Raw genomic sequence first — 20,747 nt, forward strand, 5'->3', positions numbered from 1 at the left:
ATGGACCATGTCCTGAACGAGCTCGGGCAACCCGTCGGGTTGCCCGCAGAGGGAAGTTATCCCCGCCCGCGCCCGCCGCATGTGCCGCTTGCCGGCCACTACGTGACCCTCTCGCCCACACGAGAGCGCCATGCGCAGGGGCTGCTGGATGCCTTCGCCGAGGATACGCGCGGCGCCGGCTGGACCTACCTGCCCGATGCACCATGGCAAACCCTCGGAGATGCCGAAGCCTTCTGCCGCCGGGCACAGGGCTCCGCCGATCCGATGTTCTACACCATCACCGACGACCATGGCATCATCGCAGGGTTCTGCTCTTTGCTACGGATTGACCCTGCGGTCGGGAGCATCGAGGCGGGCTTTATCCACTTCGCCCCGCGGCTGCAGAAGACCGCCGCCGCGACCGAAGCCATGGTCCTGCTCCTGCGCCACGCCTTCGACGACCTCGGCTATCGCCGCTTCGAATGGAAATGCGACGCGCTCAACGGCCCGTCCAAAGCCGCCGCCCAGAGGCTAGGATTCACCTACGAGGGCACGTTCCGACAAGCAACGATTTACAAAGGCCGCAACCGCGACACCGCGTGGTTCTCGATCCTCGATGGCGAATGGCCCGCGCTGAACACCCGCTTCACCAACTGGCTGCAAGCGACCAACTTCGACGCTTCGGGCAAACAGATTCGCCGCCTGCAAAACTGCTGACCACCCCCGCGTCTTTGGTCTGAAAATACCTCGGGGTTCGGGGCAGCGCCCCGCCGATGGGACGGTGGGCGGGGCGATGTGCGGCGTAGCCGGACGAGCGCCGTCCCCGTCGCCAAAAGAGAAAGGGCCGCCCAAGGCGACCCTTTCAAAACCGTCAATCCAGACGCGGCTCAGCCGTTCACGCTGTCCTTCAGGGCCTTGGCAATGGTCATCTTGACCTGCTTGTCGGCTTCCTTCTTGAACTGCTCACCGGTCGCGGGGTTGCGGACCATGCGCTCGGGACGCTCGCGGCAATAGATCTTGCCAACGCCCGGCAGGGTCACGGCGCCACCGCCCGACACTTCGGAGGTGATGATCTCGACGATCGCGTCCAAAGCCGCACCCGCGGTCTTCTTGTCGCTGTCCATCTTTTCCGCCAGTGCAGCGACCAGCTGGGTTTTCGTCATCGGCTTGGACATTGTTTTATATCTCCTTCACTGCCCATCCATGGGGCCTCTGTGCTGCATTAAAACCGTATATAGCGGGCAAACACAACTGCTAGCGTCTCAAAACCCATATTTTACTGCGGTTTCGCGTGCTTTTCTCAACGTCAAAGAAAGGCTGTTTCCTCGAAAGAGCGCAATTTCCGGCTGTGAATACGCTCCAACGGCATTTTCGACAGGGTTTCCATCGCGCGAATCCCGATCCGAAGGTGACGAGTCACCTGCGTTTGATAGAATTCCGATGCCATGCCGGGAAGCTTCAACTCGCCATGCAGCGGCTTGTCGCTCACGCACAGCAGCGTTCCATAAGGCACACGGAACCGGAATCCATTCGCGGCGATCGTGGCGCTTTCCATGTCGAGCGCAATGGCACGGCTCTGGCTCAGCCGCTGCACCGGACCGGAATGATCGCGCAGCTCCCAGTTGCGATTGTCGACACTGGCCACGGTCCCCGTCCGCATCACCCGCTTGAGATCGTATCCCTCAAGCTCTGTCTCCTTCTCCACCGCTTCTTCAAGGGCGATCTGGATCTCCGCCAGCGCAGGGATCGGAACCCAGACCGGCAGATCATCGTCCAGCACCTTGTCTTCGCGCAGGTAGGCATGGGCCAGGACGAAATCCCCCAGGCTTTGCGAATTGCGCAACCCGGCGCAGTGGCCCACCATCAACCAGGCATGCGGGCGCAGCACGGCGATGTGGTCCGTCGCAGTCTTCGCGTTCGACGGGCCGACCCCGATATTGACCAGCGTGATACCGGCCCCGTCCGACTTTTTCAGGTGATAGGTCGGCATCTGCGGCATGCGCGGCGCTTCGGTCAGCACGCCGTCCGGCGTCGTGATCTCCGTGTTTCCCGTGCTGACAAAGCTCGTATAGCCGCTGTCCGGATCGGCCAGCATGGCGCGGGCATAGGCCTCGAATTCGCTGACATAGAACTGGTAGTTTGTGAACAGAACATGGTTCTGGAAATGCCCGGGCGCCGTGGCCGTGTAGTGCGCCAGCCGCGCCAGGGAATAATCCACCCGCTGGGCTGTAAATGGCGCCAGCGGCAAAGTTCCGTCGTCACGCGGCGCGGCCACACCGTTGACGATGTCGTCATTGGTGCTGGCCAGATCCGGCACATCGAAGACATCGCGCAGGATGAACTCTGCAGCGCCTTCCTGCGGCACAGTCACATCGGGAAAATTGGCCACGGCAAAATGCACCGGCATGGGCGTATCGGACAGCCCCACCTGCACACTGACCCCGTGATTGCCGATCAGCAGGCCGATTTGCTGTTCCAGGTAGTGCCGGAACATGCGCGGCCGCGTCACCGTCGTGGCATAGCTGCCCGGCGCCGTCACATGGCCAAAGCTGAGGCGGCTGTCGACCTTGGCAAAGCTTGTCGTGGTGATGCGGATTTCCGGGTAGTAGGCACGGATCCGCACCCCCGGATGACCCTCGGACATGGCCTTGAGAAAGCGATCGCGCAGGAAGCGCGCCGCATCGTCATAAAGCGTACAAAGTCGCTCGACCGCCGGGCGCGGATCGTCAAAGCTCTCGAAGCCGGGCGCATCCGGCACCACCAGCTCCAACCCCGATGTCTGATCCTGCATGACGGCCTCCAAGCTTGATTTGCGGCATAAGGTGACAGCTTGTCATTGGGCCTGCAAGGTGGCCAATTGGTCACATAAACTGACCTTCCAAAATTGACATCCCGCGCCGGCGCTGTCTCTATGGCGGTAAAACAGGAGGCCCCCATGAACGCACCGAACCCCATCGCCAATATCGACTTCTGGGAAGAGCGCTGCGATCTTGCCGCCGCTTTCCGCTGGACCGCCCGGATGAACATGCACGAGGGCGTGGCCAACCATTTCAGCCTGTCCGTGAACGATGACGGCACGAAATTCCTGATCAATCCGAACCTCAAGCATTTCTCGCGGGTGCGCGCCTCCGACCTGCTGCTGATGGACGCCAATGATCCCGAAAGCATGAACCGCCCGGACGCGCCGGATCCGACGGCCTGGGGCCTGCATGGCGGTCTGCACCGCGCCTGCGCCCATGCCCGCTGCGCCATGCATGTGCATTCGATCCATGCCACGGTTCTGGCGACGCTGAAGGACAAACGGCTGCCGCCCGTGGATCAGAACTGCGCCATGTTCTTCAACCGCACGGTCATCGACGAGGGCTATGGCGGGCTGGCCTTCGAGGACGAAGGCGCGCGCTGCGCCGCGCTCTTTGACGATCCGAAGAAGAAAGTGATGGTCATGGGCAATCACGGCGTCATGGTCATCGGCGACAGCGTGGCGGACACGTTCAATCGCCTGTATTACTTCGAGCGCGCCGCCGAGACCTACATCCGCGCCCTGCAAACCGGCCAGCCGCTTGATGTGCTTTCGGATGAAGTGGCGGAAAAGACCGCGCAGGAAATCGAGGACTATCCGGTCCCGCAGGAGGCCCGTTTCCTCGAAGAACTGCGCCTGATCCTGGACGAAGAGGGCGACAGCTACGCGTCCTGAGCGTGGCTTGCGGCCAGAGTGGGCTCAGCGCAGGCCGGTTTCTTCCAGAAGCCCCTTGCGCTTGGCCTCGTAATAGTAGCCGCGCGCGTACCAGCCGATGGCCGCGTCCTGATCGCCCCCCGCGACAAGATAGGCACCCCTGAGGTACTTCAGCGCGTACTTCAGGTTCACTTCCGCCTCCAGCAGCTCCTCGTTGGAGCCGTCGAACCCCATACCGCGCGCGGTCTGCGGCAGGATCTGGAACAGGCCCCAATATGGGCCGTTGCGCGCCCAGGGCCGGTGCGTGCTTTCGCGGATCGCCAGCCGGTGCACCAGCGCGCGCGGCAAGGCATAGTGGTCTGCCCATCTGTTGATCTGCGCGCGCAGTTGCGGGGTTTCGTTCGGGTAGAGCGGCGGACTAAAGGCCATCGCGGGAGACGGCGCCTCCTTGGGGGCCGCGCAGGCGATAGGCAGACTTGCAAGGCAGAGCAGAAACGCGCGTCGGGCAAGCATCGAGGACAACTCCGGAGAACCAACGCTGATGTCTCTACGCGAGCGCAGGCGTCCGGGCGAGTCCCCTGAAAAGCCGTCGGCAAAGCCCCGCGCATCGCCGCTTCCCTGTACATCATCTTGCATCGCTGCGGGATCGCGATAGGTATGCGTCATGACCGGAACATTACTCTCTCTTGGGCATGGTTACTGCGCCCGCGCTCTCGCCGCCCGGCTCCTGCCGCAAGGCTGGACGATCCGCGGCACCACGCGATCTTTGGACAAGGCCGAGGCGTTGCAGGCGGAAGGCGTGACGCCCGTGCTCTGGGACAAGGCGGCGGTGACCGACGCGCTCCACGGCGCAACCCACCTGCTGATTTCTGCCGCGCCGGACGAGGATGGCGATCCCGCCCTGCGCCTGCTGGGCGCGGCCCTGGAACGGGCGGCGCCGGATCTGCACTGGGCCGGGTATCTGTCCACCACCGGCGTCTACGGCGACCATGACGGCGCGTGGATCGATGAGAGCACGCCGCTGGAGCCGACAACGAAACGCGGCAAGGCCCGTGTCACCGCCGAAGCCGCCTGGGGCGCGATCCCGGGTCTGCCACTGCATGTCTTCCGCCTTGCCGGGATCTACGGCCCCGGGCGCGGTCCTTTCTCGAAGGTGCGCAACGGCACGGCGCGGCGCATCATCAAACCCGGACAGGTGTTCAGCCGGATCCATGTCGACGACATCGCGCAGTGTCTCGAAGCGTCGATCAAGGCCCCGAACCCCGGCGCGGCCTATAACCTTTGCGATGATGACCCGGCGCCGCCGCAGGATGTCATCGCCTATGCCGCCGAATTGCTCGGCCTTCCCGTCCCGCCGGAGATTCCATTCGATGAAGCGGAACTTTCCCCGATGGCGCGCAGTTTTTATTCGGAAAGCAAGCGTGTCTCCAACACCCGCATCAAGCATGAGCTTGGCGTCGCGCTGTACCACCCGGATTATCGCAGCGGACTGAGAGCGCTATTGGATGAGCAAGGTCACCACACTGACAAACCCTCCTGACATCCCCGAGGAAGACACAGGCCCGACAAGCCTGTGTGACGTGCTGGACCGGGTCGAACCGCGCGATGGCGAAGACGCTGTCTCCGTGGAAACCATGCTCGAACGCATCGGGACAAGCTCCTTCCCGGCCATCATGCTTGCCCCGGCTGTGCTGCTCGTCTCGCCGGTGTCCGGCATTCCGACCGTGCCGACATTCGGGGGGCTCATCATGGTGATTGTCGCCCTGCAGGCGCTCTTCGGGCGCAAGCATCTTTGGCTGCCCGGGTTCCTGACCCGTCGCAAGATAAAGGCCGGAAAACTGCAACGCGGTGTCGATTGGCTGCGCAAACCGGCGGCGTGGATGGACAGGCATAGCCATGGACGCCTGTGCTTCCTGACGCGCAAACCCTTGAAATGGCTTGCCTACGTCGCAACCATTGCGATTGCCGTGTCGTGGCCGGTGTTGGAAATCCTACCGTTTGTCACCTCTTTTGGTGCCGGGGCCATTGCGATGATCATGTTCGGCATGATGACCCGCGACGGCGCCTACGTGGTCGCAGGCTACGTTCAGGGCACCGCACTGTACCTGATCGTTCTCGCCCTGTGGGGCGGCCTGCTTGGCAGCGGCCTGGGAACCAGCGTCAGCAGCTTCTTCGGTTTCTGAGCGCCAATTCAGGCGCGTTTGTCCAGACTGGCCACGCCAAGAACATCCAGCACCCTGGCCTCGATATGCTCGGCATTCATCGCTGCCGTGTCGTACATGTCCTGAGGGCTCGATTGGTCGATGAAGGTATCGGGCAACACCATGGAGCGGTACTTCAAGCCGCGATCAAACACGCCCTCCTCGGCCAGGAGTTGTGCCACATGGCTGCCAAAGCCGCCGATCGCCCCTTCTTCGATGGTGATCAGCGCGTCGTGCTCCGCCGCCAGTTTCAGAATCAGATCACGGTCCAGCGGTTTGGCAAAGCGGGCGTCGGCCACGGTTGGCGTGATTCCACGCCCGCGCAGGGCCTCGGATGCCTTCATCACCTCGCTCAGACGCGTGCCGAAGGACAGGATCGCGACGCCCCTGCCCTCCTGAATCATCCGGCCCTTGCCGATTTCCAGCACCGTGCCGCGGTCCGGCATCTCGACGCCCTCGCCCTCGCCGCGCGGATAGCGGAAGGCGATGGGGCCATCGTTATAGGCCACGGCCGTCGCCACCATGTGCTTCAGCTCGGCCTCATCAGCGGCGGCCATGACCACGAAACCGGGCAGGTTTGCCAGATAGGCCACGTCGAATGACCCGGCGTGCGTCGCCCCATCGGCCCCGACCAGCCCCGCGCGGTCAATGGCAAAGCGCACCGGAAGGCGCTGAATGGCAACGTCGTGGACCACTTGATCATAGCCGCGCTGCAGAAAGGTGGAGTACATCGTGCAAAACGGCTTCATCCCGCCTGCGGCCAGACCGGCACAGAAGGTCACGCCATGCTGCTCGGCGATACCGACGTCGAAACACCGCGACGGATAGCGCTCCGCAAAGAGATCGAGGCCCGTGCCATCCGGCATCGCCGCCGTCACCGCGCAGACCTGCGGATCATGCGCGGCCTCCTGCAGCAGCGCCTCGGCGAAGACCTTGGTGTACGACGGCGCGTTCGACGGCGCCTTTTTCTGCTCGCCGGTGACGACGTCGAATTTGCCGCGCGCGTGGCCCTTGTCTGCGGCGTGTTCGGCGTGGCGATAGCCCTTGCCCTTCTTGGTCAGCGCGTGGATCAGGATCGGCCCCGTCGCCCGCTGCCGCACGGTGCGCAACACCGGCAAGAGCTGCTCCATGTCGTGACCATCAATCGGACCGAGATAGCTGAACCCCAGTTCCTCGAACAGCGTGCCGCCCACGGTCATTCCCTTGAGCATATCCTTGGCCCGCTTCGCGCCCTCCCGGAATGGCTCTGGCAGGAAGCTTACCGCGCCCTTGGCGGCCGCCTTGAGGTCCTGAAACGGAGCCTCGGCATAGAGGCGGCTGAGGTAGGAGGACATGGCGCCGGTGGGCGGCGCGATGCTCATTTCATTGTCATTGAGAATGACGATCAGGCGCTTTTTCAGATGGCCCGCGTTGTTGAGCGCTTCATACGCCATGCCTGCGCTTATCGCGCCATCGCCGATCACCGCGATGGCGTCGCCATGACCGGTCTCACAACTTCCGCCCAGATCGCGCGCCACGGCAAAACCGAGCGCCGCGCTGATCGAGGTACTGGAATGCGCCGCGCCAAACGGATCGAAGGGGGACTCGGACCGCTTGGTGAATCCGGACAGACCGTCTTTCTGCCGAAGCGTATTCATCCGGTCGCGCCGTCCGGTCAGGATCTTGTGCGGGTAACACTGATGGCTGACATCCCAGATGATTTTGTCGCGCGGCGTGTCGAACACGGCGTGCAGCGCCACTGTCAATTCGACCACGCCAAGCCCCGCGCCGAGGTGCCCGCCGGTCTGCGAGACCGCATGAATGGTCTCAGCGCGCACTTCCTGCGCCAGCCGGATCAACTCCGCATCGGAAAACTTCTTCAGATCCGACGGCAGGGTCACACGATCGAGCAGCGGAGTGTTGGGCTTGTCGGACATGAAGGGGCCTTCCGGTCTTTCAGTTTCGGCGCGAGATAACGAAGCGTGCGGCGTCCCGCAAGCAGTCAGCCTTGTCACCGTAAACAGATAAGGCGTCGCAGGCCTCTGTCACGATCTCGGTGGCGCGTCTTTTCGCCCCGTCGAGGCCAAGATGGCTGACGAAGGTCGCCTTGCCCCGCCCGGCGTCCTTGCCCACGGCCTTGCCCACGGTTTCGGCATCGCCCTCGACGTCCAGAACATCATCCCAGATCTGGAAGGCGAGCCCCAGCTTCTGGCCGTATTTGTAAAGCGATCCGGTCTCTGCTCCGGCCATCGTCGGCCCGGCGGTCGCCGACCAAAGCAGCAGCGCCCCAGTCTTGAGCGATTGCAGGCGCTCGATCTCGCGCAGGGACAGCGGCGCCTCTGCCGCCTCCGCTTCCATGTCGAGCATCTGCCCCAGCACCATGCCCGCCTCGCCGGAGGCCTTGGCCAGCCCTTCGATCAAGCGATGCGACGCCGCGAATTTCTCTGGCGCCGTCAGATCCGCAATCTCCGGTTTGGTCAGCAGCCGAAACGCCAGCGTCTGCAAGGCATCCCCCGCCAGAACCGCCGTCGCCTCGTCCCATTTGCGATGCACCGTGGGCCGCCCCCGGCGCATGTCGTCATCGTCCATGCAAGGCAAATCGTCGTGGATCAGGCTGTAGCCATGCAGGCACTCGATCGCCAGAGCCGCCTGCAAGGCCGCGCCCTCGGGCACGTCGTGCAAACGGCAGCTCTCCATCACAAGAAATCCGCGCAACATTTTGCCGCCTTCCAGCGCATAATACATGGCGTCGGTCAGCGAGCGCCTCTGCACCTGCAGAAAGCTGGCCCGCCGCATAATCCGCGCCGCATCGGCCTTCAGGACCTCGGGGAAATCCCGCGTCATGACGGACCCGTCGCTCACAGTCCTTCGACCGCCTTCGTGCCCGCCGGGTTGCCATCGGCGTCGAGGGTGATCGCCGCGACCTTTTCTTCGGCTTCTTTCAGCTTGGCATCACAACGCTTGCGCAACTCCGCGCCGCGCTCATAAAGCGCAATGGACTGATCCAGCGCCACATCGCCACGCTCCAGTTGCCCGACCACCTGTTCAAGCTCGGCCATCGCCTCTTCGAAGGTCATCTCCGTCACCGGCTTGTCGCTCATTGTCCTGCCTCCATCAGCTCTTGCACATGCACCCTGGCCGCAGCCGCCAGCGCATCGAGATCGTAGCCGCCTTCCAGCACGGATACCACACGACCCTTGGCGACTTCCGCAGCAATCGTGCAGATTTCCCGGGTGATCCAGCGGAAATCCTCCAGCCCCCAGTTCAGCTGTGCCAACGGGTCGTCCTGATGGGCATCGAAACCGGCGGACACGATGATCAGCTCGGGCGCATAGTCGCGCAACCGCCGGAGCGCCGGCGTCCAGGCCGCCCGCATTTCCGTCCCGCCACTCTGCGGCGGCAAGGGCAGGTTCAGCACATTGTCATGCGCCCCGCGATCCGTCGCATCGCCGCTTCCGGGCCAAAGCGGCATCTGGTGCGATCCGATGAACAGGCTGCGCGCCTCCGACCACAGCAGATCTTGCGTGCCGTTGCCGTGGTGCACATCGAAATCCAGAACCGCAACGCGCGCCAGACCGTGCCGCTCCAGAGCATGTCTGGCCGCCAGAGCCGCATTGCAAAAGAGGCAAAAGCCCATGGGCGTTTCGGTTTCCGCGTGGTGTCCCGGCGGGCGCGTTGCGACGAAGGCGTTCGACATCTCACCGCCCAAAACCATGTCGACCGCCTTGAGTGCGCCACCCGCCGCGCGCTTTGCCGCAAGCAAGGAGCCGGGCGACATCCATGTATCCGAATCAATCTGTGTCACATCCTTGATCGGCTCCGCCGCGCCAATGCGGTCGATATAGGCCTGCGGATGGCAAAGCCGAAGATCCTCATCGGTGCAGGACGGCGCCGACACCCGCGTCAGCTCCAGCGCCTCAAGGGCCTGCAAGACATACTCCAAACGAGCCACCCGCTCCGGATGGCCCTCCGGTGTGACGTGTTTCAGACAATCCGCATGTGTGATCAACGCCGTCGCCATGGCGCGCCCTCCCTTTTTTCTGCCTTACCTGTTCAGATTGCGGCCATCCGGCCGTGCATGTCAGTCCGGGGCCAGCATATAGCCCGCGCCACGCACCGTCTGAAGGTAGCGTGGCTGCTTGGGATCGTTTTCCAGTTTGCGGCGCAGGCGGGTAATCTGCACGTCGACCGCGCGCTCCTGCGCTTGCCCCTTGTCGCGGCCCAGGTCTTCCACCAACTTGGCGCGGCTGATCGCTTCGCCCGGCATCCGGGAGAAGATCCGCATCAGTTGGCTCTCGGTGGCCGTCAACCGGACCAGATCGTCGCCCCGCCACATCTCTCCGCGTTCGATGTCATAGCGGAAATCCCCCAATGTCAGAAGCTTGGGCACGCTTTCTTCGGCCGGGGTTTCCGGCATCCGCCGCAGGATCGCGTTGATCCGCAGCAGCAACTCCTTCGGCTCGAATGGCTTGGCGAGGTAGTCATCCGCCCCCGCCTCAAGTCCGGCGATGCGGTCCTCGGTCTCGGCCTTGGCGGTCAACAGAAGGATCGGCGTCAAGCTGGTTTCGCGAATGCCGCGGGTCAGACTTACGCCGTCTTCGCCCGGCATCATCACATCCAGGACAATCATGTCGAATTCCAGGCCCGCCAGCAGGCGCCGCGCATGGGCGGCATCGCGGGCCGCACTTACCATGAAGCCATGACGCATCAGGAACTTCTGCAACAATCCTCGAATGCGCTCATCGTCATCGACGATCAGCAAATGCACATCCGGCTCACTCATCCCCGGCCCTCCCTGAGCCCTTGATAGTGGCGGCGCATGTCAGGGTCCATCATCGCTTCCAGTACCTTTCGAAAACCGGAAACAGCCTCCGGCCCGGCCTGTTTGTAGGCCGCTCGCATGCGCGCACGTTGCGCGTCGGACAGACGGGTGTCCAGTGCGATGCCGTCCTCCGTGAGGAATAGATGACGTTCACGCTTGTCAAGTCGCCCGACCCGCGACTCGACCAAACCGTCCTCGATCAAGGTGCGCAGCACCCGGTTGAGCGACTGTTTCGTCACCCCAAGGATCGACAACAGATTGTTGACGGTGGTGCCCGGAGCGCCATGGATGAAGTGCAACGCGCGGTGATGCGCGCGGCCATAGCTCAGCGTCGCCAGAATACGGTCAGGATCGGCGGTAAACCCCCGGTACGCAAAGAACATCGCTTCGATGCCCTGACGCAGTTGTTCGTCTGTCAGATACAGCAGCGTTTCGCCCCCGATCGACTGATTGCCTTGTGCGTCCGACATGACCACTCCCCGCAGAAAATTGCTGGCGTCCATTTTAAGTCAGCCTTGTTGACATTCCAACCCGGAACTGGTAGCGAATCTCAGTTTTTGCGCAACTTTATGTCCGGTTTGGACGTTTCCAGCGCAATATTTGCAAATCGAAGCGCAGCAGGAGGATGTTATGGCAACTGGCGCATATGATGATCGCGATGGCAAGATCTGGCTGGACGGCCAGCTTGTAGACTGGCGCGAGGCCCAGGTGCACGTGTTGACCCACGGCCTGCACTATGCGAGCTCCGTTTTCGAAGGCGAGCGCGCCTATAACGGCAAGATTTTCCTCTCCCGCAAACACTCGGAGCGGCTGCATTTCTCTGCTGGTGAACTCGATTTCGAGATCCCCTACACCGTCGATGAAATCGAAACAGCCAAGCAAGCCGTACTCGAGGCCAACGGGCTGACCGACGCGTATGTGCGTGCTGTGGCCTGGCGCGGCGCCGGTCCGGACATGGGCGTCGCCTCCGCGCGCAACCCCGTTCGCCTTGCGATCGCGGCCTGGGAATGGGGCAGCTATTACGGGGACGCCAAGATGAAGGGGGCAAAGCTCGACATCGCCAAGTGGAAGCGCCCCTCGCCCGAAACCATCCCCGTGCACGCAAAGGCCGCGGGTCTCTATATGATTTGTACCACCTCGAAACACGCCGCCGAGGCCAAAGGCTGTTCGGATGCGCTGTTCATGGATTACCGTGGTTATGTGGCAGAGGCGACCGGCGCCAATATCTTCTTCGTGAAGAATGGGGAAGTGCACACACCGGACCCGGACTGCTTTCTCAACGGGCTGACACGCCAGACCGTGATCCAGATGTTGAAAGACCGCGGTATCACGGTTCACGAGCGGCACATCATGCCAGAGGAGCTCGAAGGATTCGAACAATGCTGGCTCACCGGCACGGCAGCCGAAGTGACACCAGTCGGCCAGATTGGCGATTTCACATTCGAAGTCGGCGCAATCACGCGAGAGATCGCTGAAGCATATGAAAAGCTGGTCCGGAGCTGACCAAACGCTGTTCAATTTGCGAAAGGGTGCCGTAGACCGGCGCCCTTTTTGACCTACAGAAGCGAGCGCAACATAGATACGTTCGACTGTATCACGGCATTCAGCTCCACAACATGCGCGAGCCGGACCTCGATCTCGTTCTGACCGGCATCCAATTGATCGACCACCCCCGACAGATCCGCGCCATTTTCCGAAAGCGACGCGCTCTCGATCTTGCACATCATGCGTGTGGAGCTCAGACCGGTCACATAGCGTTTCATGTCCAGCACACTACGCCCAAATCGCCTGGCCTCGTGCTCGACCCGTCCAAGGGCCTCCGCAGTCTCTGCGATATTCTTCTTAATGCAGGTCTCGATTATCGCGACCTCAGCCTTTGGGTCAAGAACACCTGGCGTCGCCGCGCCTTGTGCCGTCAAGGCTGTGATCGTATCGTTTTCAAGCCCTGAAATGAACCCAAGAAACTGACTGCGAAGAATGGCGTTGCGAATACGGGCGAAGACGCAGTCGTCGCCATCCACAAAGGTGTTCACCCAAGTCGACATATCTTCGAGCATTTGGCTGTAGTTAACCGAAATTGCGCTGATCGGTCCGCCAGCCGTTTGCAAGCGGGATGCGATGATGCGCATGTTCATCGGTACGGTACGAATGGATTGAAATGCTTCTGTAAGGTCCGTGGTTTCCGTCTGCACCTGATAAATTGCCCGGGACATTTCCATGAAACGGGTTTGCAGCGGGGTCAAAGGGCGGCCCAGCTGCTGTGAACGGGCCTTTTGCTCGCTCGCCAGCGCCACGGACTGAAAAACGTCATAGGTCGGATAGCCCTTTTGAGCGAGAGCCTTACAGAACTCCGCAGCGCTTTCAGACGGGGTCAGCCCGTCCGCCTGCTCGCGCCGGGCAAGATCTGCATACATCTCGGCAATCATGGCCAGCATTCCGCCGGTTGGTTTGATCCGGATGGAAATGAACCCGTCATCAATCGGCATTGCCAGCGCAAAGACCCAGTAATACCGACCGGTCTTGGTACGGTTCTTGACGTAGGCGCCTACGGGCTTCCCAGCCTTCAATTGGCTCCAATAGAGCTCGAAAACACCCTTGGGCATGTCCGGGTGCCGCACGATCTTGTGCGGGGCATTCTGCAGTTCCGACCAGTCATAACCGGAAATTCGGCAGAAATTGACGTTGCCACATTTTATGACACCGCGATCATCGGTGCGCGAAAACAAGACTTCACTGGTCTGAAGACTGGCTTCACCCCCGGATATTGATGGTGCGGGGGTAAAGTCATGTGATAGATCGGCCATGTTGAAGTCCTCGACGCGGTCATTGAGTATAGCATGGCGGCCAACTCTTATGATTTGGTGAAAGCCCTATCGCTCAGGTTCCAATCCGGTCAAAAAAGAGATCTCAGCATCGCGGTGCTGCCCTGGATGATCGCATTCAACTCGACGATCCGAGCAAGTCGCATCTCGATCTCGTTTTGGCCGTCATCAAGTTGGTCTACGATTCCGGCGAGTTCCGTGCCAGACTCAGCCAGTGATGCGCTCTCGATTTTACACATCATCCGGGTCGAACTCAGGCCGGTGACGTAGCGTTTCATGTCGAGGACGCTGCGCGCAAACCGGCGTGCCTCGACCTCGACATTCTGCAGCGACATGACGGTTTTTTCCAGGAGCACAGCTTCGCGTTTTTCCAGTCTCGCCCGCTCATCAAGGACATCAATAGAGTCCGGGTATTTTGCGTCTTCATCCGTGAAATTGGTCCGCATTTCCATCTGCAACGCGCGTGCGAAGCTCAGGAACTGTCCTTCGAGGATCGCGCTGCGCATGCGCGAAAACACGCAGGCGTCGCCATCGACAAACGTGTTCACCCAGCTCGACATTTCTTCGAGCATCTGACTATAGTTCACCGAAATGGCGCTGATCGGCCCGCCGGCGTTTTCGAGACGAGAGGCAATGATGCTCATGTTCATCGGCACCGTTCGGATGGCCTGAAAGGCTTCTGTCATGCCTGTCGTTTCATTGGCAACGTCGGCGATTGCCTTAGCCATCTCCAGGTATTTCAGCTGCCCCGCGTCGAGATTCTTACCCAGTTGGGTTTGCCGTTCGTGAAACTCCCTCGCCAGCGCGCGTGACTGAAACGCGTTGTAGTTTGCAAAACCTTCTTCGACCAGTAGCTCCTGGAGGTAGTCGGCGCTGCTGGCGGGGCTCAGCCCCTCGTCTTGCTCGCGCTTGAGCATCTTGGCGTAGATTTCTTCCACCTTGGTAGAGAGGCCACAGACAGGTTTGATGCGGGTCGAAATATAGCCGCTGTCCGTCGGGGAAACCAGGGCGAACACCCAATAATACCGGCCATCTTTAGAGCGATTCTGGACATAGGCGCCGGTCACCTTATCTTCCTTGATCCGTTCCCACATCAGGTGGAACAAGCCACGCGGCGTGTCAGGATGGCGGATAATCTTGTGAGGCGCGCCAATCAGGTCGCTCCACTCATGTCCGGCCAGTCTTTGAAAGACAGTGTTGCCTGCCTGGATCACTCCGCGCTTGTCAGTGCGCGAGTAAAACATCTCACCCACGGCAAAGGAGACCTCTCCCTGTTTGGTGGTGCGCGCCGCTTCAGCAGCGAAATTTTGATTGAGTTCGGTCATAAGACACCCCGGGAAACTGGTTCGACGGAAAGGTGCCTTACCCCTTTTAACAAATGCTGAAACACGCTCCGCGAACCATTTTTAATTCGCGGAGCATTTTATCTAATTTGTGCTCAGCCCGGGCTCATGCCCCGCAACCGCTCGGAACGGCGGCGGAGAAGCTCAAGCGTGGTCAGCAAAGCGATGGAAATGCCGACGAGAATCGTCGCAACGGCAAGGATCGTCGGGCTGATCTGCTCGCGCAGGCCTATAAACATCTGCCACGGCAGGGTTTGTTGTTGGGCAGAGCCGACAAAGATCACCACGACGACTTCATCAAACGACGTGATGAAAGCGAACAAACCACCCGAAATCACGCCCGGAAGAATCAAAGGCATCTGCACCCGGAAGAAGGTTGTCACAGGGTCGGCGCCCATGTTCGCTGCCGCGCGGGTCAGCGAGCGATCAAAGCCGACAAGCGTCGCGGTTACGGTGATGATCACGAAGGGGATGCCAAGCGCCGCATGCGCCAGGACCACGCCCGGCAATGTGCCCTGCAGACCAAGGCGGCTGTAGAAGAAGTACATTCCCGCCGCAGAAATGATCAGCGGCACGATCATCGGCGAAATCAGGATCGCCATGATTGCGCGCCGGAAAGGCACGTGCTCGGACGACAGGCCGATGGCCGCCAACGTGCCGAAGGTCACCGACAGGACCGTCGCCATTGGTGCGATGATCAGAGAGTTGCGCAACGCGTGTTGCCATTCGCTGGAACCAAAGAAGTCGCGGTAGTGCTTGAGGCTGTAGCCCGCCGGATCGAAGCGCAGCATCTCGGGCGTGAAGGTGAAGAAGTTCTCGGCGTTGAAGCTGAGCGGGATCACAACGAGGATCGGTGTGATCAGGAAGACGAAGATTGCCCCGCAAATCACCCGGAAGGTATAGTGCCAGAGCACCTGTCCGGAGGTCAGATAGGGGGGCAGCGGCACGCGGTAGCGCCCCATGCCGACCCAGTAGATCAACCACCCGAAGAACCAGCCGAACAGCCCGCCAATGACTGCGCCCGGAAGGGATCCGAGCACCAGACCGGCAACCAGCATCAGCACTATCAGACCAGCCTTGGCGGTTTTTTCCATCTCGCCCGGCACAACTTCGAGCAGCACGAAGGCCACCGCCGCCATGATGAGGGCACCGGCGACCAGGCCCATGATCGTCGAGCCGTTGGACGCCCCGACGAACATGCCGAAGAAAGCCCCGAACCCGCCGACGACCGGCGCTGCAAATCCGATGGGGCGTTTGATTGCTTGTGTTTCTACGGCCATTCCTCAGCCCCCCAGCTTCACGTTGTCGATGCCGACGATCCGGTCGTAGGCCCAGTAGAGTATGAGAACCGCCGCCAGCAGAATTGTCCCCAATGCGGCAGCCAGACCCCAGTTCAGGCTCGACTGGATGTGATAGGCAATCCGGTTCGAGATAAACGTACCGGTGGTCCCGCCAACGATGGCCGGCGTGATGTAGTAGCCGATGGCCAGGATGAAGACGAGGATGCTCCCCGCACCGATCCCTGGCACTGACTGCGGGAAATAGACTCGCCAGAAGGTGGTCCAATTCGTCGCCCCCAGCGATTTGGAGGCCCGGACATAGGTTGTCGGGATTGTGCTCATCACCGAGTACATCGGCAGGATCATGAACGGCAGCAGGATGTGTGTCATGGCGACAATCGTACCGAACTGATTATTCATCATGATCAATCGGTTGGCATCGTCCACCAGGCCAAGCCAGACCAGCACATCGTTGATCACCCCCTGCTGCTGCAGCATGACCTTCCACGCGGAGGTCCGCACCAGAAGCGAGGTCCAGAATGGCAAGAGCACGAGGATCATAAGCAGGTTGGCCGTACGGGCCGGCAGGTTCGAGAGCAGATAGGCAATCGGATAGGCCAGCATGATACAGCTGAAGGTGATCACCAGGCTCATGAACATCGTGCGCTTGAACAGTAGCCCGTAGATGCGTTCGTCTTCGTCGCGGAATTCCGCGCCGTCCGGGGCGTTCTGCATATCCACGGCATTGAGGAAATAACCGTTGGTCAGATCCGGCGAATAGATCTTGATGGTCTGCCAGATCTCCGGAGTCAGCCAGTCCTTGTCGATGTCGCCGAACGCGTCCTGAAGGCGGACCGTTTCGAAGTCCGGACTGTCGACAAGCGCGTCCGCGGCTTTCAACATGTCGGCCCGGGGTCCGGAATAGCCGGACACGTCGGTCTCGGCGAGATCCTCGTACAGGGCGGTGAACACAGCGGTCCACGGCTCCTCACGCAGTGGACTTTTGTCTTCCTCCACCTGCTGGAAACGGGCAAAAACGGTATATTGCTCGGCTGTGCGCGGCAGAAGCGCGGCAATGTCAGAGCGGACTTCGAACTCCGGCTGCCTCGCGCCCTTTTGCCAGGCGCGCTGCTCCGCAAGCCAATCGGCATCCCCCATGAGCTCGGCCCAAGGCTCGGCTTCGTCCCAGTTTTCGTCGAGATCTTCGAATTGATCCTGATACACTTCGCCGATGTCATCGAGCCCGCGACCTGATTTGCGGAACAACGAAGACGCACCGGTCATCTCATAGTTCAAACGCGTACCAAGCCGGGTGTGCAGCTTGCGCTCGGCGGCGATGAATATGTCGTAATAGGCTGCCTCGAAGACCGCATCGCCCGGCACTTCACCGCTTTCGGCGTCGTAGTCGGCAAGCGCAACGGTTGTGCGTGGCAGAGTTTCGGAGACGATCTGGTTCTCGACCGAGCGCCACAGCATGTCGGCAATCGGGAGAATGAAGGCCAGTAGAATGAACAGAAGAAGCGGCGCAATCAACATGAGCGCGCGCATCTTCTGGCGGCGCAGGGCGCGGTTCAGGCTGCGTTTGAGCGGGGTGCCGTCAGCGGCAAGGACCGGGCCGGACTGGGTTGCGTCACTCATGGTTCACGCGCCCTCCACTAGAATGATCGTGCTTGTTGCGGTGCGGCGGCGGATCTCGGCGACCTCTTGGTAGGCCGGATCGGCATATGCGCGCTGCGCCGTCTCATAATCGGGAAATTCGATAACGACATGCCGGTTCTGCGTCTCGCCTTCCGGCGTTTCAGACTGACCGCCGCGGACGATGAATTTCGCGCCGTAGCTCTCAAGGATCGGCGTATCGCGCTCGATGTATTCCTTGTAGGCCTCGGGATCGTTCACCGTGATATGGCCGATGATATAGCCTTTGGGCATGTCCCTCTCCATGTCGTTGTATGGCAGGGCGGGGAAATCCCCGCCCGCCTTATCGGTATCGGCGGACGGGGTTTGTCCCCGCCTCGACCGTCGTCATGGAGCGCTTATTGCGCGAGCCACGCCTGGAATTTCGCGTCGATGTCGTCGCGATAGTCAGCCCAGAACTCGTAGTTGTAGAGGAACGTGTTCTTGGCGTTCTCCGGATCGGTCGGCATGTGCGGCGCCATCTCGATGCCGAGTTCGGCATGCTTGCCAACCAGCGGAGCGGACGACTGACGGGCCGGACCGTAGGAGATGTACTTCGCCTGATCGGCCAGACGCTGGGTGTCGGTGGCGAACTTCACGAAGTCCTTCACACGCGCCAGACGATCTTCCGGAAGACCGGCAGGAATGATCCAGCCGTCAAGGTCGAACACCTGCGCGTCCCACAGCATGGCGACGGGCTGATCCTGCTCTTCGATGACCGAGAACAGACGACCGTTGTAGGTGGAGCCCATCACGACTTCGCCGTCGGCGAGCAGCTGCGGCGTGTCGGCGCCTGCAGACCACCAGATCACGTCGTCCTTGATGGTGTCGAGCTTGGCAAGCGCCTGGTCCTGACCTTCCTCGGTTTCGAGGACGTCGTACACGTCAGCCTTGGCAACCCCGTCACAGAGCAGCGCCCATTCCATGTTGTTGATCGGGCGCTTTTCGAGTGCGCGCTTGCCCGGATAGGCTTCCAGGTCGAATACGGCGCAGACGTCCGTCGGCGGGGTGTCGCCAACCATGTCGGTGCGATAGCCGAAGGTGGTCGAGTAAACGATCTGCGGAATGAAGCAGTCAGACACCAGCAGGTCGCCAAAGTCGTCCTCGGCGGAGGTGCCATCGGGGGCAGCCGCAAGATCTTCGTCCGGGTCGATTTCCATCGCCAGGCCTTCGTCACACAGGCGGATCGCGTCGGATGCCACGACGTCGACGAGATCCCAGGTGACGTTGCCCGCTTCGTTCATGGCGCGCAGCTTGGCAACGGCCTCGTTGGAACTTTCGTCCCAAGTTGCGGAAACCTCAGGATGCATTTCCAGATAGGGCACGACATATGCATTCTGCTGCGAAGCCTGGTACGCACCGCCCCAGCTAACAAGCGTCATGCTATCGGCCATATTGCCGTGGCTTTCCGCGTGTGCCGCGGCCGCCGCGACGGTCAGGGCCGTGGAGGCCATGAGGGTCTTGGTGAGTTTCATTTCATACTCCCTAAGTGTACTACCCGTTTGATTAAGGGGGCCGGAGTTACGGGTTCGAACGTCCAACCCCTCGACTTGCCAGCAAGCCGATCATCCCCGAACGGCTCGCTGCAATCCCTCTGTTATCTAGTTCGCCTCGAGTGCACGGCAATCGTCCGGAAGCCAGCCGATCTCGATCTCGGTCCCGGGAACCAGCCGCACCTGGTCAGGCGCGTTGCGGGTCTTGATGACGAAATCGTCCTTGCCGGCCACCCGCAGACGGGTGCGGAAGATGTCACCCATATAGATGAATTCCAGCACCGTGGCCTTGAGCGTATGCGCGCCTTCCTGAAGCCGGTCCTTGTTGATTTCGACGCGCTCCGGGCGAATGGAAACGCGTGTCTTCTCGCCGACCTCGGTCACGTTGATCGGAACCGCGTCGATCATCTGACCGTCTTCAAGCTTCACCACGCAGTGGTTGCCCCTGATTTCAGTGATCGTGCCTTCGAGCGTGTTGTTCTCGCCGATGAACTGCGCAACGAAGCTGTTCTTGGGCTTTTCGTACAGCGTATCGGGCGGGTCGAGCTGCTGAATGCGGCCATCGTCAAACACCGCGACGCGATCCGACATGGTCAACGCTTCGGTCTGGTCATGGGTGACATAGACCGTGGTAATGCCGAGGTCGTGTGCGAGCTTGGTGATCTCGAACTGCATGTGCTCGCGCAGCTGCTTGTCGAGCGCGCCGAGCGGTTCGTCCATGAGCACGAGTTCCGGCTCGAACACCAATGCGCGTGCCAGAGCGATCCGCTGCTGCTGACCGCCCGAAAGCTGTGCCGGGCGACGACCGCCAAAGGCGCCCATCTGCACCATGTCCAGCGCCCGCTTGACCTTGGCCTCGCGGTCGGACTTGCCGATCTTGCGCACCTCAAGCGGGAACGAAAGGTTCTCGGCCACCGTCATGTGCGGGAACAGGGCATAGTTTTGAAACACCATGCCGATGCCGCGTTTGTGCGGCGGAATGTTGTTGATGCTTGTCCCGTCGAGCTTGATCTCCCCATGCGTCGCCGTTTCGAAACCGGCCAGCATCATCAAGCAAGTAGTCTTGCCGGACCCAGACGGTCCGAGCATTGTCAGAAATTCGCCTTTGGGCAAAGAAAGGTTCAAGTCTTTGACGACCAAAGTCTCGCCGTCATAACTTTTCTGAACACGCTCAAAGGCGACGAAAGCGTCGCCGTTTGTTTGATCAGCCAAAGCAGGCTCCCCGTTTCAGTGTCGCGGATTGATCTCCGCTGTCTTGTACCGGGAACTAAAGCGCGACCGCGTCAACGTTGCAACCGGTTCCCTGATTTTTACCAACTTGACAGGAAATCCGGGAAAATTGGCTGAAAAACCGACACTTGAAAGGCGATTTGCGCCACTTTTTTGGTCAATATGCGCCATTTGGCCAGTGAACAAAAACCCAACACGCCCTGTCATTGGCCGATTTTCGGAAGGACTCGGCCAACGAGCCAGATTTTTTT

The 20,747-nt window shown here is 60.9% G+C and carries 21 protein-coding genes; 5 read left to right on the forward strand and 16 right to left on the reverse strand.

All coding sequences use genetic code 11. The features are described from left to right. The gene (locus ACN2XU_RS12320) at positions 1-696 is read left to right on the forward strand and encodes a GNAT family N-acetyltransferase (RefSeq protein ID WP_419410743.1); all 696 of its coding nucleotides are present in this window, start codon (positions 1-3) and stop codon (positions 694-696) included. 170 nt (positions 697-866) lie between these two features. On the opposite strand, the gene ACN2XU_RS12325 is transcribed toward ACN2XU_RS12320, so the two are convergent. Further along, positions 867-1,154, reverse strand: a complete 288-nt coding sequence (locus ACN2XU_RS12325; RefSeq protein WP_419410744.1) for an HU family DNA-binding protein — start codon at positions 1,152-1,154, stop codon at positions 867-869. Positions 1,155-1,285: 131 nt separating this feature from the next. Continuing rightward, positions 1,286-2,770 carry an AMP nucleosidase gene (locus ACN2XU_RS12330; protein WP_419410745.1) on the reverse strand — a complete coding sequence of 495 codons (1,485 nt, stop codon included), beginning with the start codon at positions 2,768-2,770 and terminating at the stop codon, positions 1,286-1,288. Between the two features lie 144 nt (positions 2,771-2,914). Here ACN2XU_RS12330 and ACN2XU_RS12335 point away from each other — a divergent pair, with 144 nt between their 5' ends. After that, positions 2,915-3,673, forward strand: coding sequence for a class II aldolase and adducin N-terminal domain-containing protein (locus ACN2XU_RS12335; protein WP_419410746.1), 759 nt, complete (start codon positions 2,915-2,917; stop codon positions 3,671-3,673). A gap of 24 nt (positions 3,674-3,697) precedes the next feature. On the opposite strand, the gene ACN2XU_RS12340 is transcribed toward ACN2XU_RS12335, so the two are convergent. Continuing rightward, positions 3,698-4,165 carry a transglycosylase SLT domain-containing protein gene (locus ACN2XU_RS12340; protein WP_419410775.1) on the reverse strand — a complete coding sequence of 156 codons (468 nt, stop codon included), beginning with the start codon at positions 4,163-4,165 and terminating at the stop codon, positions 3,698-3,700. 151 nt (positions 4,166-4,316) lie between these two features. Here ACN2XU_RS12340 and ACN2XU_RS12345 point away from each other — a divergent pair, with 151 nt between their 5' ends. Together ACN2XU_RS12345 and ACN2XU_RS12350 are read left to right on the forward strand one after the other, a co-directional pair. After that, positions 4,317-5,192 carry an SDR family oxidoreductase gene (locus ACN2XU_RS12345; RefSeq protein ID WP_419410747.1) on the forward strand — a complete coding sequence of 292 codons (876 nt, stop codon included), beginning with the start codon at positions 4,317-4,319 and terminating at the stop codon, positions 5,190-5,192. Next, positions 5,158-5,835, forward strand: a complete 678-nt coding sequence (locus ACN2XU_RS12350) for an exopolysaccharide biosynthesis protein (protein ID WP_419410748.1) — start codon at positions 5,158-5,160, stop codon at positions 5,833-5,835. Before ACN2XU_RS12345 ends, ACN2XU_RS12350 begins: the two co-directional genes overlap by 35 nt. Positions 5,836-5,843: 8 nt before the next feature. Here the strand turns inward: ACN2XU_RS12350 and dxs are convergent, their stop codons facing one another. From dxs to ACN2XU_RS12380, 6 genes are read right to left on the reverse strand one after another with little or no spacing between them, the layout of a single operon-like run. After that, positions 5,844-7,769 (reverse strand): 1-deoxy-D-xylulose-5-phosphate synthase, encoded by a 1,926-nt coding sequence (dxs, locus tag ACN2XU_RS12355; RefSeq protein ID WP_419410749.1) that lies wholly within the window; start codon positions 7,767-7,769, stop codon positions 5,844-5,846. 19 nt (positions 7,770-7,788) lie between these two features. Beyond that, a complete protein-coding gene (locus ACN2XU_RS12360; RefSeq protein WP_419410750.1) occupies positions 7,789-8,676 on the reverse strand; it encodes a polyprenyl synthetase family protein in 888 nt (295 codons plus the stop codon). 14 nt (positions 8,677-8,690) lie between these two features. Beyond that, complete coding sequence (locus ACN2XU_RS12365; protein ID WP_419410751.1) at positions 8,691-8,933, reverse strand: exodeoxyribonuclease VII small subunit; 243 nt, start codon at positions 8,931-8,933, stop codon at positions 8,691-8,693. Continuing rightward, the gene (locus ACN2XU_RS12370; protein ID WP_419410752.1) at positions 8,930-9,853 is read right to left on the reverse strand and encodes a histone deacetylase family protein; all 924 of its coding nucleotides are present in this window, start codon (positions 9,851-9,853) and stop codon (positions 8,930-8,932) included. The genes ACN2XU_RS12365 and ACN2XU_RS12370 overlap by 4 nt, the downstream gene beginning before the upstream one ends. Before the next feature lie 60 nt (positions 9,854-9,913). Beyond that, a complete protein-coding gene (locus ACN2XU_RS12375; protein ID WP_419410753.1) occupies positions 9,914-10,615 on the reverse strand; it encodes a response regulator in 702 nt (233 codons plus the stop codon). Then, a complete protein-coding gene (locus ACN2XU_RS12380) occupies positions 10,612-11,124 on the reverse strand; it encodes a MarR family winged helix-turn-helix transcriptional regulator (RefSeq protein ID WP_419410754.1) in 513 nt (170 codons plus the stop codon). Before ACN2XU_RS12380 ends, ACN2XU_RS12375 begins: the two co-directional genes overlap by 4 nt. A 160-nt stretch (positions 11,125-11,284) precedes the next feature. Here ACN2XU_RS12380 and ACN2XU_RS12385 point away from each other — a divergent pair, with 160 nt between their 5' ends. Continuing rightward, entirely contained in the window at positions 11,285-12,157 is an 873-nt protein-coding gene (locus tag ACN2XU_RS12385; RefSeq protein ID WP_419410755.1) for a branched-chain amino acid aminotransferase, read from the forward strand. A 53-nt stretch (positions 12,158-12,210) separates the two neighbouring features. Here the strand turns inward: ACN2XU_RS12385 and ACN2XU_RS12390 are convergent, their stop codons facing one another. From ACN2XU_RS12390 to ACN2XU_RS12420, 7 genes are all read right to left on the reverse strand, one after another. After that, positions 12,211-13,458 carry a PAS domain-containing protein gene (locus tag ACN2XU_RS12390; RefSeq protein WP_419410756.1) on the reverse strand — a complete coding sequence of 416 codons (1,248 nt, stop codon included), beginning with the start codon at positions 13,456-13,458 and terminating at the stop codon, positions 12,211-12,213. Between the two features lie 89 nt (positions 13,459-13,547). After that, entirely contained in the window at positions 13,548-14,801 is a 1,254-nt protein-coding gene (locus tag ACN2XU_RS12395) for a PAS domain-containing protein (RefSeq protein WP_419410757.1), read from the reverse strand. Between the two features lie 113 nt (positions 14,802-14,914). Further along, on the reverse strand, positions 14,915-16,099 hold the full coding sequence (locus ACN2XU_RS12400; RefSeq protein WP_419410758.1) for an ABC transporter permease: 1,185 nt from the start codon (positions 16,097-16,099) through the stop codon (positions 14,915-14,917). 3 nt (positions 16,100-16,102) lie between these two features. Beyond that, on the reverse strand, positions 16,103-17,737 hold the full coding sequence (locus ACN2XU_RS12405; protein WP_419410759.1) for an ABC transporter permease: 1,635 nt from the start codon (positions 17,735-17,737) through the stop codon (positions 16,103-16,105). 3 nt (positions 17,738-17,740) lie between these two features. Continuing rightward, entirely contained in the window at positions 17,741-18,028 is a 288-nt protein-coding gene (locus tag ACN2XU_RS12410) for a DUF1330 domain-containing protein (RefSeq protein WP_419410760.1), read from the reverse strand. 104 nt (positions 18,029-18,132) lie between these two features. Then, the gene (locus ACN2XU_RS12415; RefSeq protein ID WP_419410761.1) at positions 18,133-19,248 is read right to left on the reverse strand and encodes an extracellular solute-binding protein; all 1,116 of its coding nucleotides are present in this window, start codon (positions 19,246-19,248) and stop codon (positions 18,133-18,135) included. A gap of 126 nt (positions 19,249-19,374) precedes the next feature. Further along, a complete protein-coding gene (locus ACN2XU_RS12420; RefSeq protein WP_419410762.1) occupies positions 19,375-20,478 on the reverse strand; it encodes an ABC transporter ATP-binding protein in 1,104 nt (367 codons plus the stop codon). Positions 20,479-20,747 lie beyond the last annotated feature (269 nt).

Origin of the sequence: Pacificoceanicola niger (genome assembly GCF_048553275.1) — a bacterium.
Lineage (GTDB): Bacteria > Pseudomonadota > Alphaproteobacteria > Rhodobacterales > Rhodobacteraceae > Pacificoceanicola.